This is a genomic window from Endozoicomonas sp. ALE010 (assembly GCF_049310165.1).
Taxonomy (GTDB): domain Bacteria; phylum Pseudomonadota; class Gammaproteobacteria; order Pseudomonadales; family Endozoicomonadaceae; genus Endozoicomonas.
Genome location: NZ_JBLYNV010000005.1, coordinates 117361 through 134134 on the forward strand (window position 1 = coordinate 117361; position 16774 = coordinate 134134).

Annotated in this window: 15 protein-coding genes and 1 riboswitch; of the genes, 8 read left to right on the forward strand and 7 right to left on the reverse strand. The window is 50.6% G+C overall.

What is annotated here, in order from left to right:
* Positions 1-123 precede the first annotated feature (123 nt).
* The 4 genes from ACO6UY_RS04200 to ACO6UY_RS04215 form a co-directional block, all read right to left on the reverse strand.
* Positions 124-1974 carry a TonB-dependent receptor domain-containing protein gene (locus tag ACO6UY_RS04200; RefSeq protein WP_422489158.1) on the reverse strand — a complete coding sequence of 617 codons (1851 nt, stop codon included), beginning with the start codon at positions 1972-1974 and terminating at the stop codon, positions 124-126.
* Positions 1975-2032: 58 nt separating this feature from the next.
* A complete protein-coding gene (locus ACO6UY_RS04205; protein WP_422450467.1) occupies positions 2033-3049 on the reverse strand; it encodes a cobalamin-binding protein in 1017 nt (338 codons plus the stop codon).
* 132 nt (positions 3050-3181) lie between these two features.
* Positions 3182-3369, reverse strand: a riboswitch (cobalamin riboswitch).
* A 318-nt stretch (positions 3370-3687) separates the two neighbouring features.
* Complete coding sequence (locus tag ACO6UY_RS04210; protein ID WP_422489160.1) at positions 3688-4287, reverse strand: cob(I)yrinic acid a,c-diamide adenosyltransferase; 600 nt, start codon at positions 4285-4287, stop codon at positions 3688-3690.
* Positions 4288-4346: 59 nt separating this feature from the next.
* The gene (locus tag ACO6UY_RS04215; RefSeq protein ID WP_422489162.1) at positions 4347-5837 is read right to left on the reverse strand and encodes a cobyric acid synthase; all 1491 of its coding nucleotides are present in this window, start codon (positions 5835-5837) and stop codon (positions 4347-4349) included.
* A gap of 504 nt (positions 5838-6341) precedes the next feature.
* Here ACO6UY_RS04215 and ACO6UY_RS04220 point away from each other — a divergent pair.
* The gene (locus tag ACO6UY_RS04220; RefSeq protein WP_422450464.1) at positions 6342-6590 is read left to right on the forward strand and encodes a hypothetical protein; all 249 of its coding nucleotides are present in this window, start codon (positions 6342-6344) and stop codon (positions 6588-6590) included.
* Between the two features lie 114 nt (positions 6591-6704).
* Positions 6705-7994 carry a lipid IV(A) 3-deoxy-D-manno-octulosonic acid transferase gene (gene waaA / locus ACO6UY_RS04225; protein WP_422489164.1) on the forward strand — a complete coding sequence of 430 codons (1290 nt, stop codon included), beginning with the start codon at positions 6705-6707 and terminating at the stop codon, positions 7992-7994.
* Between the two features lie 6 nt (positions 7995-8000).
* Here the strand turns inward: waaA and ACO6UY_RS04230 are convergent, their stop codons facing one another.
* Together ACO6UY_RS04230 and ACO6UY_RS04235 are read right to left on the reverse strand one after the other, a co-directional pair.
* The gene (locus tag ACO6UY_RS04230) at positions 8001-8309 is read right to left on the reverse strand and encodes a hypothetical protein (protein WP_422489166.1); all 309 of its coding nucleotides are present in this window, start codon (positions 8307-8309) and stop codon (positions 8001-8003) included.
* A 98-nt stretch (positions 8310-8407) separates the two neighbouring features.
* Complete coding sequence (locus tag ACO6UY_RS04235; protein ID WP_422489168.1) at positions 8408-9796, reverse strand: TolC family outer membrane protein; 1389 nt, start codon at positions 9794-9796, stop codon at positions 8408-8410.
* 207 nt (positions 9797-10003) lie between these two features.
* Here ACO6UY_RS04235 and ACO6UY_RS04240 point away from each other — a divergent pair, with 207 nt between their 5' ends.
* From ACO6UY_RS04240 to maiA, 6 genes are all read left to right on the forward strand, one after another.
* Positions 10004-10468: a DUF1249 domain-containing protein gene (locus ACO6UY_RS04240; protein ID WP_422450460.1), complete on the forward strand. Its 465-nt coding sequence runs from the start codon at positions 10004-10006 to the stop codon at positions 10466-10468.
* Between the two features lie 24 nt (positions 10469-10492).
* A complete protein-coding gene (gene cpdA / locus ACO6UY_RS04245) occupies positions 10493-11281 on the forward strand; it encodes a 3',5'-cyclic-AMP phosphodiesterase (RefSeq protein WP_422489170.1) in 789 nt (262 codons plus the stop codon).
* A 363-nt stretch (positions 11282-11644) separates the two neighbouring features.
* Positions 11645-11869, forward strand: a complete 225-nt coding sequence (locus ACO6UY_RS04250; RefSeq protein WP_422450458.1) for a hypothetical protein — start codon at positions 11645-11647, stop codon at positions 11867-11869.
* Between the two features lie 382 nt (positions 11870-12251).
* Positions 12252-13550, forward strand: coding sequence for a homogentisate 1,2-dioxygenase (gene hmgA / locus ACO6UY_RS04255; RefSeq protein WP_422450457.1), 1299 nt, complete (start codon positions 12252-12254; stop codon positions 13548-13550).
* 52 nt (positions 13551-13602) lie between these two features.
* On the forward strand, positions 13603-14958 hold the full coding sequence (gene fahA / locus ACO6UY_RS04260; protein ID WP_422450456.1) for a fumarylacetoacetase: 1356 nt from the start codon (positions 13603-13605) through the stop codon (positions 14956-14958).
* A 5-nt stretch (positions 14959-14963) separates the two neighbouring features.
* A complete protein-coding gene (maiA, locus tag ACO6UY_RS04265) occupies positions 14964-15590 on the forward strand; it encodes a maleylacetoacetate isomerase (protein WP_422450455.1) in 627 nt (208 codons plus the stop codon).
* A gap of 81 nt (positions 15591-15671) precedes the next feature.
* Here maiA and ACO6UY_RS04270 read toward each other — a convergent pair whose 3' ends face one another.
* A complete protein-coding gene (locus ACO6UY_RS04270; RefSeq protein WP_422489172.1) occupies positions 15672-16472 on the reverse strand; it encodes an alpha/beta fold hydrolase in 801 nt (266 codons plus the stop codon).
* Positions 16473-16774: the final 302 nt, after the last annotated feature.

Here is a 16774-nt window from a genome sequence, read left to right on the forward strand (position 1 = left end):
CCATCCTCGTTACGGGCGCTATTCTCGGTCAGCCTCCTAGCAGACACTACAGAGCTCATTGATAGTAAAGGTATGATTCCCGCGCAGAGCGCGGGAACGAGAAATAGCGTGGGAACAAGAAGTTTATAGCTCGGGTGACCAGATAAGAGTAGCGAATACACCTCCAGGCTCATCTATATAGCCGTTGGTAGTTGTATAATCCTTATCAAGCAGGTTGACAACTTTAAGCTGTGTTTTCAACTCAGGAGTGACAGCCAGATACGCTCTTAAATCAAACGTACCAAACCCAGGCATTTCAAGCGTATTAGCTGCATTATCCCATGTTTTTCCCTGAGCCCTGAGGGTTCCTCCGATCGCCCATTTGCCAAAATTTCTGTCAACATTCATGGTAAAAAGCTGCTTGGCCCGACGATGCAGCGTTTTGCCAGCATTCGCTCCTGACCGATTTTCCGGATCAACAAAACTCAGGTTGGTATTTAGGTCCCAGTCGAAAATCCGTGAGGTTACCACAAACTCAACTCCACGCATGCTGGCTTTAGCAATATTTTCTGTACGACGCGTATCAGAATTATAATCGAGCATATTATCCATATCATTCTGATACATGCTGACCGACCACTGAGTATTATGACTCCAGACACCCCGTAATTCTAATTCAGTATTTCTGGCTTCTTCTGGCTTCAAATCTGGATTCGGACCATATGGAGAATACAGGTCAACGAATGGAGGAGCTCTGAATGCTGTTCCATAAGAGGCGATCAGACGAGTGTCAGCAGGCAAATCAAAGCCCCAGGACACACTGCCCGTTGTGTTATTGCCATACACTTCATTCTTGTCAAAACGTCCACCTAACTGTAGATCGCTACCAGAAAAAGACGACTGATTAAGAGCAAAAACCCCAACATTATAACGTTCATCAACAGCATAGTTATTACTGGTGGTTACTTTATCGTTTGAATAGTCAACACCCGCAATCAGCAATTGCTCATCAGACCAGGCAATATCATTCTGCCAGCTCAGGGAAAGAATTTCGCCTTCCGCATAGCTCGGGCGAGCTCCTACATCTTTTCGATCATCCTGAACGTAACCCGCATCAATTTTAGTATTCCACAGTTCATTGACCGGCAAGGATGCGTAAACATTGAACGTCGTTTGTTCAAAAAATGAAATTGGATACTCTGGCGCATTGCTACCAAAACTATTATCGTATTCAGCCTTGCCTTCGGAGTGAGAGATATTGACCCCTGCATCAATACCATTTTCAAAGCGATGAGACAAACTGCCCGAAATGGACTTATTACGAAACGCATCATCATCCCAGTCCGAACCAAGCTGATTCGTCGTGCGATCATAGCCTTGAGTTTCAAAAAGACGAGCACCCAAATTGAACTGCGTTCTGCCAACTGAGCCATTAAAATTCAAGCCATATTCACCGGTATTTCGGCTACCACCACCAGCCTTAACCGTCAATTGAGGTTCTTTTCCGCCTTTTCGAGTGATGATATTGATAACACCCCCCACCGCATCAGCACCATACAGTGTTGAACGCGGTCCACGGACAATTTCTATTCTTTCGATTTGATCTGGATCTAAATACTGCAAAGGAGCCTCACCGGCGTAAGCTCCATTCATACGATGACCATCGACGAGAATCAGTGTCTGCTGTGTTTTTGTGCCTCGCAAATAAACTCCCGTCTTACTGCCAACACCACCTGTATAGGCGATTTGAACACCAGGTGCCTGTGTCAAAAGTTCTGTAACGGAAATAGCCTGACTCCGCTCAATCTGCTCCCGATTAATCACCGTCACTGGAGCCAACGTCTCATCAACTGTTTGAGCGGTCCTTGCCGCAGTAACAACAATCTCTCCAAGCTTATAAACCTCTTCTGCAGCCGCAGCAGAACTCATCACAGACATTGCCACAGCAACCGAAAGCCCGGTTCGTGCAAAAACAGAACGATGATTAAACGACATTTTGTTTGCATCCTTAAAGTAAGCGAATTGTCTTAAAAATGGACAGAACTCTGCCTTTTCAGAGCGGACTCTCTTGATGAATTGGTATCTGGGCAGCCACACGCTCTGTGTGGCTTGCCTTTGAGCGCACCGCTTGTAACTGATGGCAGATCATCTCTGCCCCGTCCAGAATCCTGGGCGTTGGTCTGGCAATCAGGTCACTGGGTACCGAAAACAGTTGTTGCTGCTGCACCGCCTGCAGGTTTTGCCACTGGCTCCAGTAGCCCAGCAACTCTTTGCGGGTTTTTGGGGTATCGCCTTGCGGATCAGAACCAATAATGACCTGTGGATCACGGGTAATCAGGGATTCGATACCGATTTTGGGAATACTTTCGGAGACATCACCATAGATATTCCGGCCACCACACAACGAAATAACATCATCAATCACCAGGCCATTACCCACCGTCATCAGTGGGGATCGCCAGATTTCAAAGAACACCGATACCGGCTCACGCCGGGCATACTGACTCTGCAGTGTGTGCAAACGCGCGGTAAAGTCACCAACAACCTGTTCGGCTGTTTTTTCGGTCCCGGCCACCTGCCCGAGACTTCGGAGGGCCTGCTTAATGCCGGTAAAATCCACCACATCGATATGAAAGGTGCTGATGCCCAGGGACTCCAGCTGCTCAATCACCTTTTGGGAATTACCGGCAGTCCAGACCACCACCAGATCGGGCTTCATGGCCACAATGGCTTCCACACTCACATTGGGGTAGCCACCCACATTGGGCAGCTGTTTGACCGCTTCAGGGAAGTCGCTGTGCTGATCAACCGCAATAACACGATCACCGGCACCGGCAGCAAATAACAATTCAGTAGAACCCGGAGACAGACTGATGATTCTGGGCGAACGGGTATCCAGACAGACAGCGCGGTCGCTCATATCGGTCACACAATACTGACTGTCAGACTCGCTGGCCCGGGCAATACTGCAAGCCAACGCAACGGCATTGGCCAATACCATCGCCAGCACCAGCATTAACCGGGGCAGCCTGTTCTTCAGTGTCTTGCAGGGTGCTAAAGGTGTTTTCATGATCTCCCTGAGTCACAATCAATACTCAGGGCGGCACAAGCGGTCACCGGGCTTATCAAAAAAGCCCAGTGTAAAGGAGATGTGTTCCCAGCCGCCAGGTTACCCGCCCGGTTTGCGCCTGCATGTACAGACTTCTTGGGCTTTGCAAAGGCAGGTCTCCTGACTCTGGCATCATCGTTCCCGGCAGCCTTCCCGGTTGAACCAGTGGCATAAATCGCGGAGAACTCTTCCATTACAGTTGCGGGTACAGTCGGGGTTTTTCACCCCGTTCCCTCTTTTGACCGGTTCAGCAATAGCCGACATGCGCGGTCAAAAGTGTCGTGATTCATACCAATCACTGACGAACCCCTTACAAAGTTGCGCAATATTACCCAAACCGTTGACTTAAATCACTAGGGGTTTGTGGATTTTTTGCCGTTTATCTTGCTACTGGTACATCATTTCGATGAGTTTGATGTGTACAATCTCCGTTCACCCTGAGCGAAGTCGAAGGGTGATTGGCACAGTCTTTATTCAGGGTATGGTGTTTACGCCCTTCTTCCGTGCATCCTGAGCCGAGCCGAAGGGCGATCAGGACGAACGAAATTTGGGCATCATTGATAGAAGAAACCCATCAAATACATCGAAACCGTTTACCATCAGCCTGTTTTGCTTTTCTCGGATGCCTGCCAGAGGACCTCCCCCTCATCCTGTCGGGCACAATGACGGCCAAGGACGTACATAAGATCGGACAAACGATTCACAAATTTCAGTAATGGTTCGTTGATCTTTTCACCACTTTCCTGAAGCGCTTCGTTTAACTCGATAATATGCCGCTCCGCCCGGCGGGATACGGTTCGGGCCATGTGGCAATGGCAGGCAGACTGACCACCACCGGGCAGGGTGAAGTTTGTCAGAGGCGGCAATGGTTCATTGAGTTCGTCAATCAGAGCCTCAATCGCCCTGGTATGGGCTTCCTGAATCAGCTGATAGCCCGGCATGGCCAGCTCACCCCCCACATCAAACATCCGGTGCTGGATATCCTGAATCTGTTGCAACTGGTTTTCAGTGACTTCATTGCCCTGCTTCAGGGAGAGAATCAACAGGCCAAGCCAGCTGTTGGCTTCATCCACGGAACCAATGGCATGGAGCCGGGGGTGTGACTTTGGCAGCTGCTGACCATCGCCAATGCGGGTCATGCCCTGGTCGCCAGTTCGAGTGTAGATACGGGTTAGCCGGTAGCCTTTTTTTTCAGTCATAGCTCAGGTTCTTCCAGTCAATTTTTGCACCACAAAGCGTTGTTAACGTTTTTCTGCACTCAGTGGCTTTGTGGTTCAGCCTCACACAGTGCAAAGATTTTACTCATATCAAGATGCTCTTCGATAGCATCCGCCATTCGGTTAATGCCCTCTTCCCGCAACAGGTGATAATCAATCCTTGAAGCTTCCTGCAAACCGGCCCAGGTCAAAATGGCCGTGCAGGCATCTGGCTGTTCAAACACGCCATGGAGATAGGTGGCAAATATCTGACCATCGTCAGACATCACCCCATCCACCTGCTGATCCAGCTGGATTAACGGTTTTTCCAGGGCCGTGCCGGTGGTCACCCCGGCATGAATTTCATAGCCGGTGACGGGCACCGGGTCCTGGCCCGGCAACTGCATGGTGCCACTGACCCGGGTGAGTGTCTTTTGCCGAACCATGGTGGTTTCCAGATCCAGAAGACCCAACGCTTGTGAGCTGCCGACGGCACCTTCAATGCCCTCCGGATCATGCACCGCCTTACCGAGCATCTGGTAACCGCCACAGATCCCCATCAATTTGCCACCGTAGCGCAGGTGCCTGAAGATATCCTGATCCCAGCCGTTGTCTTTGAGAAACGCAAGATCGGTTCGGGTATTTTTGGTCCCCGGAATAATGACCAGATCACACGCCGGAATGGGTTGCCCTTTTCCAACAAAGTGAATGTCCACTTCAGGGTGCAGGCGCAGAGGGTCGAAGTCGGTGTGATTGCTGGTGCGGGTCAGAATCGGCACAGCTACCTTCAACAGGGTTTTCCGGTCTGCCAGATGTTGCTGGGCAATCACCGCATCTTCTGCCTCCAGATGTAACCCATGAAGGTAAGGCAAAACGCCCAGTACTGGCTTGCCGGTCTTCTCTTCAAGCCAACGAAGTCCGGGCTCAAGCAATTTTACGTCACCCCGGAAACGGTTGATCACAAATCCTTTTACCCGCGCCTGTTCGGACTCCGAGAGCAGCGCCAGGGTACCGTAGAGATGGGCGAAAACCCCGCCCTTATCGATATCTGCAATGATAATCACCGGACAGTCCGCTTGTTCCGCAAAGCCCATATTAGCAACATCGCCTTCGCGCAGATTAATCTCTGCCGGGCTACCGGCCCCCTCCACCAGCACAGTTTGATATTGGCTCTGCAAACGATGCCAGGAACGCAAAATGGCGGCCATGACTTCCGGTTTATAGGCATGGTACTCAGCCGCATTCATTTCCCCCACGGCTTTGCCAGTGACGATCACCTGGGCACCGATATCACTGTTCGGTTTCAGCAATACCGGGTTCATGTCCGTGTGAGGCTCAAGCCCTGCCGCAGCCGCCTGAAGCGCCTGGGCCCGGCCAATCTCACCACCATCCCCGGTGACGGCGCTGTTCAGTGCCATATTCTGGGTCTTGAAAGGCGCTACCGAAATACCATGACGCCGGAATACCCGGCAAAGTCCTGCGACAAGGGCACTTTTCCCAGCGTCACTGGTTGTACCCTGTACCATCAAAGTGTGTGTTGGGTTGCTGCCCATAGCGGGAATTCCAGCCTGTCAGAAAGGCATGGATTATAAGGGCAGAAAAACTCAAGGGTAAAAAATATTTAATAGAAGAACTTTTAATAGAATAAAGAGTCTAATCGAGCGTACCTGACGCAACCCCGGGTTAACGATTCTATGGAGACCAGTGCAGCGGCCAAATTGTCAGCTCCACAACAATGTACAGGTTCTGCCATAGATTCTGAACCAGTCAGCACTGAAAAAGATCAGGTTCCGCCAGGCAGGTCCGGCAACTTCCGAGGGAGAGTGTCCCGCACTCTTTCCATGTTACTGCCTAATACAGAAAGGCCTGAAGCAGATACCAGACGGCACAGCGGTTGTTTTTCGTCGGTGTTTAACAGAACGGTGACCCGAAACAGTCTCGTCCAAACCCGGATGAGTCCCGATAGCCCACCGGGAAATAAATCTGGCAACGAAACAACCGCAACAAATGACATTAACTCCAACTTCATTCAGATATGGTCTCCGGTGAAAAAAACCATGATAACTATTCCATCTTATGATTCTGATCAGAAAGCCTACTCCCTGGCAATGAAAGCGTACATTCTGGATATTAAACAGCTGTATGATCTTTCCAAAGGTAAATCTGTCGAGGGAATTGATACCTCCAGAATTGATCTCAGTGATATTAAGGGTAAAAAGTCATGGGATCTTCAAAGTGCCCAAAGAATGAGAGAAGAATGGGCATTTGAATTGACAGGACATATATCCTCCGAGCATGCGTCATGACTTAAATGCTGTCTTTACCCGGTTTCCCGTCCGTTTCTTCTCACAACTCTCAGGAAGGCAGGCAGGAATTTTGTTAATATTCAGCCCCAAAAAATTTTCAACCTGTGGTTTCTTATGAGTCGTATTTTTTATTCTCTGCTGTTATATCTGATATCCCCCCTGGCAATGGTCCGCCTTTACTTGCGTTCCAAAAAAGCACCAGAGTACGGGCAGAGAAAGAGAGAACGATTTGGCTTCTTCAGTCTTCCCGCCTCCGATAAACCCATTATCTGGGTACACTCGGTATCCATGGGAGAAACCATTGCCAGCGGCCCGTTGGTAAAGCAATTACAGAAGAATTACCCAACCCATCGAGTGTTAATTACCACCATGACCCCCACTGGCTCGGCCCAGGTTGGCAAAATTCATGGCGACAGCGTGGACCATGTCTATGCCTGCTATGACCTTCCCTGTGCTGTCAGGCGATTTCTGGACAAGGTAAAGCCAGTCATGGCCATCGTCATTGATACCGAGCTATGGCCCAACACCATTGCCGCCTGCCACAAACGTTCGATTCCCGTACTGGTGACCAATGCCCGACTCTCCGAACGCTCGGCAAGAGGGTATGCACGCTTCGGCTTTCTCACCCGTCCCATGCTCAAACAGATCAATATGGTTGCTGCCCAGAACCAGGAGACGGGTCGTCGATTCCTGGAGCTTGGCCTGCCCGGGCAACAGCTCAACGTTACCGGCAGTATCAAGTTTGATCTGGATGTTGCTCAGGAAATCATAACCTCAGGTCAGGCACTTCGGCAGAAGTGGCAGCAGGGTATGGGCAGTGACATTCGTATTCTGGTGGCCGCCAGTACCCATGACGGCGAGGATCAGCAGGTACTTGATGCGTTTAAAATCATTCTGGCAGCATCACCGGAAGTACGACTACTGTTGGTGCCCAGGCACCCTGAGCGGTTTGACCGTGTCCACCAGCTGATCCTGGACAACCAGCTCCCTGTGGTCCGCCATAGCCAGGGAACCCAGCCTTCTGATAAGACCAGGGTTATTCTCGGGGACACCATGGGCGAAATGATGAAGCTGTTCTCCGCCTCTGATATAGCCTTTGTGGGTGGCAGTCTGGTACCAACGGGCGGACATAATCTGCTGGAACCGGCGGCATTAAACCTGCCGGTGTTGTCCGGGCCTCATGTGTTTAATTTTGAAGAGATCAGCGAATCTCTGATTCAGGCGGGAGGTTTGAGCATTGTTAACGATAGCGAAGCGCTCGCCCGGAGCGCCATCAGCCTGGTGCAGGATAAAGAGGAGTATAAAAGCATGAGCCATCATGCCGGAGAGTTTGTCCGTAACAACCGGGGAGCACTGCAAAAGACATTGATGCTGGTTGATCAGCTTATGCCGTCCGGCAAGTAAACATTGTTACAGTCCGGGGCGTAAGTTGGTGCTGGAAGATTTGGTGGCCAGCATTGAATCCACCGCAGGATCAATATTCAAACGACTGCCGTCTACAAAATAGTAATCGTTACCGGATTGCAGCCCCTGGATGGACAATTTGCCAAGAATCCGATTCATAACCCTTTGCTGTTCTTCCAGGTCTTCATAGGCAAAGGTCTTCAGAAAGGCCTCTGCCAGAGAACACCCTTCATCCACATAAGATTTCATACGGGTTTCGCAGTTCCTGATATGCTCATCCATGACATTATCGTCCATAGCCGGGTATCTACTCATTATAGAAGAGTGGATTCAGTATCTGCGGCTATTTGACTCCAAATAAAAATGGCTCCACTTACGAGCCATTTTTACGGAAACGCCATGATGATCAGTAATTAACCACCGCACTGATCCGGAACAGACAGCTCGTCACTGGCATCCGTCATCCACTGGTTCAACTCTTCGAGATCGGTCGGGCTGAGAGTTCCCACAGCCTGTTTGAGCTTCAGTGTATTGACGATAAAGTCATAACGGGTGTTCAGATAGTTACTGATGGAAGAGTAGAGTTGCTGCTGAGCGTCCAGAACATCAGTGATGTTGCGAGTACCCACTTCATAACCACTCTGAGTCGCTTTCAGGGCACTTTCTGACGAGATAATCACCTGACAGCTGGCATGAACCCGGTCCACATCGGAGGTAGCGGTTCTCAGCAGGTTACGGGTATTGGCATTGGTACCCCTGAGCTGCTGATCGTAATTTTTCTGGGCTTCTTCCAGTTGATAGCCTGCCTGACGGGAAGCAGAGCTGGTAGCGCCACCAGCGAAGATCGGTAGATCGAACTGAACGCCAACAATGGTGTCAGTACGATCGCCAGAAAGAGTACCGTTTCCAGAGGCCTGACTGGAATTGTTGGAGCTGTAGTTATAGCTGGCAAACGCATTAACTGTTGGAGCATGACCAGACTTGCTGGCTTTTACTTTGGACTCAGAAGCCGTTAACCCTTCCCGGGCCGCTTTCAACCCCAGGTTATTGGCCAGTGCCATGCTTACCCACTCTTCAGGACTGTTTGGCATTGGCGCAACCACTGGCATTGCCTTCTCCAGCTGGGCAATATCGGTAACATCCTGGTTTACAATGGTCCGCAGCCCTTCGTAGCTTACAGAGACTTGGTTCTCAGCCTGAATGCGGGCTACGCGGGCATTGTCATAAGCTGCACGGGCCACCAGCACGTCTGTTTCTGCAATCAGCCCCACATTGTAACGTTCACGAGCCTGATCCAGTTGCTGCTTTAATGCTCTTTCCTGGGCTTTCGCGGTCATCAGGCTGTCTTCCGACCGGAGCACATTGAAATAGGACTCTGCCACACGCAGGATCAATTGTTGCCGGGCATTGGCAAATACGGCAGTGGCCTGATCCCCGACAGACTTGGCCTGCTCATAATTGAACCAGCTGTTCATATTGAACAGTGGTTGAGTTAATGTCGCGCCCCACCCATGAGAGTTATAGTTTTCATCAGTATCTGAACCATTCGTCAACTCAGAAGATGTCTTGTTATATTGCGTTTTAGCAGACAGCCCCAGGGTGGGCAGCAATGCAGAACGGCCCTGGTTAACCGTCTCCTGAACCGCTTTCATGGAGGCCTCGGCCGCCGCCAGCTGGGCATCATTCTTCAGCGCCATATTGTATACATCGAGCAGATTGTACTGAGTTGGTGCAGCCTGCACGTTTAATACTGCACTCGCCAGGGCGGCAAGCAGAAATCCTCTACGACTATTTCGTGACATAATCTTGTGATCCTTGGAAAGTTCGCCAGTCATTCTTCACCGGTTAACGGTAGCCTGACTGGTTCCTGGTTGGGGATAAAATCGCTGTAGCAAACTCAGATCGAGGAAATCTACACTAATTTGCACAAAAAATGCAGTAGTATGACGAATTCCTCTATGGATATTGCTTCTTCAGGGTGAAGGCAGGAGGACGCTATAATAGGTGCTATGAAAAGACATTCGCTGAAACCCAACTACCGTGTCAACCTGATCCGCCTGCAACAGGTTTGTGAAAGTAACTACCTGCGTCTTATGCGTCTGCTGCCTGAGTTATCAGATCAGGAGCATTTTCGCCTGCCGGTTAAGCACAAAAACAGTTTGGCAAGCGGCGTGGAATGGCTGGTCATTGACGTTTTGGAACGGTCACCATTTACCACTTTGTTAATGTTGCAGATGGAAGCTGACTGGGGACAATTATTCAATATGCCAAAAGCCGAAGTGCGCCTTTATCACGACGTTAAGATGGCCGAAATTGTCTCCCGAAAAACCAGCCAGATAATACAGCCACGGTACGATTATCCCAATAGTAAAATGCATCAGCCTGATGAAAAAGAGCAGCATAATCAGTTTCTGGCTCAATGGCTTGATTACGCTTTACCTGCCTGTCGAACTTATACAGAAAAGACAGGATAACGAAGACACTGATACAAACAACCGATGAATACCGCCAGAATTCGAGTCCTGCAGATTACCGACCCTCACCTCTTTGCTGATTCCGGCTCGACACTGATGGGAGTGAATACCTCGGCGACCCTGGATGAGGTGCTGGCAAAAATACAGAAAGACTACCGGGAACCTGATTGCCTTCTGGTCACCGGAGACCTGAGCCAGGATGACAGTGCCGCCTCCTATCATCACCTGAAAGAAAAACTGTTAAAAATCAATGCTCCCGGCTACTGGTTGCCGGGCAATCATGATCAGCCCCATCTTATGGCGGCGATAAACCCATCGGCGCTGCAAAAGCAGATTATTCTGGGTAACTGGCAAATAGTCCTGCTGAACACTCAGGTCGAAGGCAAAACACACGGCTATCTCAGGGAAACTGAGCTGGAACAGCTGGCTACCTGTTTGCAGCAGGAGCCGGACAAACATACGCTTCTGGCTCTTCATCATCACCCGGCTCCCATCAATAGCCGGTGGATGGATCAGATCATGCTGCAAAACCCGGAGGAGCTGGCCAGGGTCATCACTGGTCACAACACGGTCCGGGGCATCATTCACGGCCATGTGCACCAGGCCAGAACCTATCAATTCTGCGATCTTCCCGTTATGGCAAGCCCTTCGACCTGTGTTCAGTTTGCGCCTGAGTCAGATGATTTTCAGGCGGATACCAGGCAGCCGGGCTTTCGTGTGGTTGATCTGTTGCCAGACGGTCAGATAGAAAGCATCGTTGTAAGAATGGGTGATAAACCAATGAACGTTGACCTGAGATCAAACGGTTACTGACAGACCATCAACAATCGATGGTCAATTTTCCGCTGAATACTGAAGCACTGCCACTGTCAGCAGTACTAGGAGCCTGTCCGAGAATAGACTACCCTACTGCGGTGGCAGCAAATTGGTCTAAAAAGTCGGAAATTTTTAGCAAATAGAACCACTATTCACTAAAAATTTCCGACTTCTTATCCTCAATTTTCTGCCATCCTCGCTACGGGCGCTATTCTCGGACAGGCTCCTAGCCCGGATATTTCAGAATTAATCGATTAGAATCATATAACCATTTTTTATTAAATAGGTCCGCATCCTTTATCTAAATTTATTGTTAGGAGCAGTAAACATAAGGATGTAGTTATGACCAGGATAAAGTCCATGCATCAGGATGAGTGGGACGATGCTTTGTGGAACAGCAATCACGAACACAAAAAGGCTAAAGCACGCAAAGCAAGGCACAAGGGGCTTAAATCATCAACCATAAGAAAGGGCATTGAAGACTACTTTGAGAAAAGCAAATTGAAAAACAGTATTTCAGAAAGTTTTCAAGAGCTTGATGATTTTGATGACGTCAACCAGCCCAGCTATAAACCCCGCCTCTGAATCATATCACCAGCCCAAAAATGCCACTTATTGAATGTGGCATTTTTTATTTATGGCATCGCCGATAGAAATGGTTCATAAATAAGGCATAACTTCAATAGCATCAGTAGTAACGCTTTTCTGAGCCAGTACATGGTTTCAATGAGTTTGATGGGTTGTCGTGCCTCCGCACTCCGTTCGTCCTGAGCCTGTCGAAGGACGGAAACTCCGGACTCTGATAGATCGTGCCAAGCACCCTTCGTCCGTGCATCCTGAGCGGAGCCGAAGGACGCTCAGGGTGAACGGAGATTGTACACGTCAAACTCATTGAAACCATGCACTAGTTGCCATAAATGTTCTGTACTGATCAGAAATCGACTGTACGATTATGGGGCAATGACGAATGACAACACCTTCCGAACTCCAATACCTCCATGGCTTTGGTAACGAACATGAAACCGAAGCCCTGAAAGGAGCCCTACCCATCGGGCAATTCAATCCGCAACGTGCGCCCATGGGGCTCTATGCAGAGCAGTTCTCCACAACCGCATTCACCGCACCAAGACATCAAAACAGAAGGACCTGGATGTACCGGATTCGCCCGTCAGCAGCCCAGGGCAAGTTCCAGCCAATAGCATCAAACCTGCTTCGCTCTGGCCCGGTTACTGAGGTGCCAACGTCCCCGGACCCGATGCGCTGGGACGCTCTTGACCTCCCGACAGAAGAAACCGATTTTGTTGATGGCCTGGTCACCATGGCGGCCAATGGCGACCTCCACACTCAGACCGGCTCTGCTGTGCACATGTATCTGGCCAACCGGGATATGACCGACCGCTTCTTTTACAACGCCGATGGTGAGCTGCTGTTCGTCCCTCAACAGGGAGCCATCCTGGCACGTACCGAGCTGGGCCACCTGCATGTGCCTCCCGGCGAGATTCTGGTTATCCCCCGGGGCATCAAGTTTCAGATTCAACTTCCGGAAGGCACAGCCAGAGGCTATATCTGCGAAAACTACGGTGCACCATTGACTCTTCCCGAACGTGGGCCGGTAGGAGCCAATGGTTATGCCAATGATCGGGACTTCCATTATCCGGTGGCCTGCTTTGAAGATATCGACGGTGAGTTTGAACTGGTGGCCAAGTTTGCCGGAAACCTGTTCAGCTGCACCCTGGATCACTCTCCCCTGGATGTGGTCGCCTGGGTGGGTACTTCTGCCCCCTATAAATACGACCTGTCCCGCTTCAATGTGATCAACACCGTCAGCTTCGACCACCCAGACCCCTCCATCTTCACCGTATTAACCTCACAGAGTGACACCCCCGGGGTCGCCAATGTGGACTTTGTTATCTTCCCGCCCCGCTGGATGGTGGCTGAAAACACCTTCCGCCCCCCGTGGTATCACCGCAATGTCATGAGTGAATTTATGGGGCTGATTCACGGCACTTATGACGCCAAGGAACAAGGATTTGTGCCCGGCGGAGCCAGCCTCCATAACTGCATGAGCCCCCACGGGCCCGAGGCTGAAGTGTTTGACAAAGCCAGTGCCGCAGAGCTGAAGCCCGTGCGCTACAAAGACACCATGGCCTTTATGTTTGAGTCCCGCTTTATCTATGCGCCAACCCGGTTTGCGCTGGAAAGTAATGCCCGCCAAACCGACTATATTGATTGCTGGAAAGGGCTCAAGAAGCACTTTAACCGATAAGAATAAATAACTTGCCGTTTTTCTCACATACGCCGGAGACTGAAAGCCCATCATGCTAGCACTCAATGAAACACACGATGTCAACCTGACCAGCTGGGTTACATCAGCCAATAACAAAAACAGTGATTTCCCCATTCAAAACCTGCCCTTTGCCATCTTCCGACGTAAAGGCAGTGGTGAATCTTTTCGGGCAGGTGTCGCCATTGGCAACCAGGTTCTGGATCTTGCCGCCGTTTCCCACACCTCAGCTTTTTCACAGAAAGGTGCATCAGGACTGTCCAGTGAGGCCCTGGCAACGTGCGGTGATGAAACCCTCAACCGATTTATGGGGCTTGGTCTTGAGCACTGGTCATCCCTGAGATCGGCGTTATCCAAAGCCCTGCGCGCCGGAGCCACGGAAGAAGCTGAACTCTCGGGCTGTCTGGTTGCCATGGACGATGTGGAATATCGCCTGCCCTGCCAGATTGGTGATTACACCGACTTTTATACCTCCATCCACCATGCCACCAGCGTAGGTTCACTGTTCAGACCCGATAACCCATTGCTGCCCAACTACAAATGGGTGCCCATTGGCTACCACGGCCGTGCATCGTCTATTGATGTATCAGGCCAGAATTTTCACCGCCCTTGCGGCCAGACCAAAGCGCCGGATGCTGACACTCCCTCTTTTGGTCCCTGTAAACGGCTGGATTATGAACTGGAAATGGGGATCTTCATTGGCCCCGGCAATGCCCCGGGAGAACCGATCACGCTGGATCAGGCTGATCAACACGTATTTGGTCTCTGTCTGTTTAATGACTGGTCCGCCCGGGATATTCAGGCTTGGGAATACCAGCCACTGGGGCCATTTTTATCCAAGAGTTTTGCTTCCACCGTGTCCCCCTGGATTGTCACCCTGGAAGCGCTGGTGCCTTACCTGACCAGCTTTGAACGCCCTGCCAGTGATCCCCAGCCACTGCCTTACCTTGACTCTCGGAAAAACCGCCAGCAGGGCTCCATTGATATTCAGCTCTCTGCTCATCTGCTGAGCAGACAGATGGAACAGGCAGGAGATTCACCTGCGAAACTGTCCCAATCCAGCTTCCGTCATTCCTACTGGACCATCAACCAGATGGTGGCACACCATACCGTAAATGGCTGCAACCTTCGGCCGGGTGATCTGTTTGGCAGCGGCACTCAGTCAGGACCCAACCCGGAAGAAGCGGGTTCCCTGCTGGAGCTGTCCCATGGTGGTAAACAACCTCTGCCTCTGCCCAACGGTGAAACCAGAACATTCCTCGAAGATGGCGACACCGTTATTTTCAACGGCTGGTGTGAAAAAGCCGGACATGCCCGTATCGGCTTCGGTGAAGTGCAGGCGACGATTTTACCGGCTCAAGAGGTTCTGCCTGCCGGGACTGGAGAATAAACACCATGAAACTCTACAGCTACTTCCGCTCCTCGGCTGCCTATCGGGTAAGAATTGCCCTGAACCTGAAAGCGCTTGATTATCAACAATCGCCCATCAATCTTCTGAAAGGCGAGCAGAACTCGGAGGAGTATCAACAGATCAACCCCCAGAGACTGGTACCCACATTCACCACCGACAAAGGAATGCTCACCCAGTCACTGGCCATTATTGAGTGGTTGGAAGAGTCATTCCCGGAACGCTCCATTATCCCCGGAGATCCCTGGCAAAAAGCCCAGCTTCGTAGCCTGGCTTACCAGATCAGCTGCGACATCCACCCGATCAATAACCTCAGAATACTGAAATACCTGCAGCAGGAACTGGCCGTGAGTGACGATGCCAAAACACAGTGGTATCAGCACTGGATTCATTCAGGCTTTACCGCACTGGAAGCACAGCTGGATGACCAGCCCTTCTGCTGCTCGGCACAGCCCTCCATAGCCGACATCTGCCTTGTACCACAAGTGTTTAATGCCCTGCGCTTTAAGATGAATATGTCAGACTTCCCAAAAATCCATAAAATCTACCAGCACTGCAATACGCAGCCTGCCTTTATTGATGCGGCACCGGAAAACCAGCCGGACGCTGTGTAAGGGATTATTGTCGCCACCCGCTGCTTGCAAAAGCTCAGGAGGTTCCGCTTTTCGGGTAGCGGGCAGCGTCTGTAAAAATAGTCATCCGAAAAAGCGCAACAGTGTCCGCGTCACCAACTCTGGTTTCTGGGCATGAACCCAGTGACCCGCTCCCGGTATCACCCGCATGGATGCTGATGGAAAGAGAGCCAGCACCTGCTCACGGTGTTCCGGCAAAATATAGTCAGACTCGCCACCCTTGATAAACAGGGTTTTATTGGCAAAACCCGTATCAGACTCCTGCCCTGCAAGAATTTCCATATAATGCGCCATAATCACAGGCAGATTTACCCGCCAGCGATAGAGCCCCTGCTCATCACGGTAGAGGTTTTTCAGCAGAAACTGACGCACACCTTGTTCTGGTTCATAAGCTTCCAGAAAACGGTCTGCTTCAGTACGGCTTTTCAACGTGTTCAAAGGCATGGACGACAACCCTTCAAGAATACTGTCGTGTCGCCTTTCCTGATAAGTGACCGGCGCAATATCGATCACAGCCAGCCTGGTGACGCGCTCCGGTGCCATCAGGGCAATGGTCATCGCCACCTTACCGCCCATGGAATGCCCCAACAAATGCACTTTCTCAAGCTGGTTATCATCCATATAGGCCAGAACATCTTCCGCCATGACCGGATAATTCATAGCCTCATCATGGGGTGAGCGCCCATGATTGCGCAGATCCAGCCCATGAACACGAAATGATTCAGCAAGACCACGGTTGATCATCCCCAGGTTTTCCCCAGAGCCAAACAGACCATGCAAACTGATCACATCAGCCCCCTGCCCCTGCTGCCTTGCGTACAATTTCATGTTTTCACTGCTTCTCTTATAGCCCGGATATTTCATAAACGTGCTCCCGCTCTCGCTTGTCCTTTGCCCCTCTAAGGGAGTTTTGTTCGGTCGACCGTACTCCCCGGTACGGCGCTCCCTCACAAAATCCCTTAGAGCGACAAAGTCCTGCGCGAGATTCGGGGCAGTTTATGAAATATCCGGGATAGGTTGCTGACAAACGGAAAATACTGATCAGGAATTCTACCTAAACGTCAGTACAACCGCCTCTGCATTTGGTACAAAGATCATAAATTCAGCTTTGCCAGAAAGGCCAGCGGCTTATTTATGATGATCATCACCACTGTCCCGGTAAGCAA

Excerpts from the sequence above, each read along its gene's own strand:
- ACO6UY_RS04200 (WP_422489158.1), bottom strand. The coding sequence starts at position 1,974 with ATGTCGTTTAATCATCGTTCTGTTTTTGCACGAACCGGGCTTTCGGTT.
- ACO6UY_RS04205 (WP_422450467.1), bottom strand. The coding sequence starts at position 3,049 with ATGAAAACACCTTTAGCACCCTGCAAGACACTGAAGAACAGGCTGCCC.
- ACO6UY_RS04210 (WP_422489160.1), bottom strand. The coding sequence starts at position 4,287 with ATGACTGAAAAAAAAGGCTACCGGCTAACCCGTATCTACACTCGAACT.
- ACO6UY_RS04215 (WP_422489162.1), bottom strand. The coding sequence starts at position 5,837 with ATGGGCAGCAACCCAACACACACTTTGATGGTACAGGGTACAACCAGT.
- ACO6UY_RS04220 (WP_422450464.1), top strand. The coding sequence starts at position 6,342 with ATGATAACTATTCCATCTTATGATTCTGATCAGAAAGCCTACTCCCTG.
- waaA (WP_422489164.1), top strand. The coding sequence starts at position 6,705 with ATGAGTCGTATTTTTTATTCTCTGCTGTTATATCTGATATCCCCCCTG.
- ACO6UY_RS04230 (WP_422489166.1), bottom strand. The coding sequence starts at position 8,309 with ATGAGTAGATACCCGGCTATGGACGATAATGTCATGGATGAGCATATC.
- ACO6UY_RS04235 (WP_422489168.1), bottom strand. The coding sequence starts at position 9,796 with ATGTCACGAAATAGTCGTAGAGGATTTCTGCTTGCCGCCCTGGCGAGT.
- ACO6UY_RS04240 (WP_422450460.1), top strand. The coding sequence starts at position 10,004 with ATGAAAAGACATTCGCTGAAACCCAACTACCGTGTCAACCTGATCCGC.
- cpdA (WP_422489170.1), top strand. The coding sequence starts at position 10,493 with ATGAATACCGCCAGAATTCGAGTCCTGCAGATTACCGACCCTCACCTC.
- ACO6UY_RS04250 (WP_422450458.1), top strand. The coding sequence starts at position 11,645 with ATGCATCAGGATGAGTGGGACGATGCTTTGTGGAACAGCAATCACGAA.
- hmgA (WP_422450457.1), top strand. The coding sequence starts at position 12,252 with ATGACAACACCTTCCGAACTCCAATACCTCCATGGCTTTGGTAACGAA.
- fahA (WP_422450456.1), top strand. The coding sequence starts at position 13,603 with ATGCTAGCACTCAATGAAACACACGATGTCAACCTGACCAGCTGGGTT.
- maiA (WP_422450455.1), top strand. The coding sequence starts at position 14,964 with ATGAAACTCTACAGCTACTTCCGCTCCTCGGCTGCCTATCGGGTAAGA.
- ACO6UY_RS04270 (WP_422489172.1), bottom strand. The coding sequence starts at position 16,472 with ATGAAATATCCGGGCTATAAGAGAAGCAGTGAAAACATGAAATTGTAC.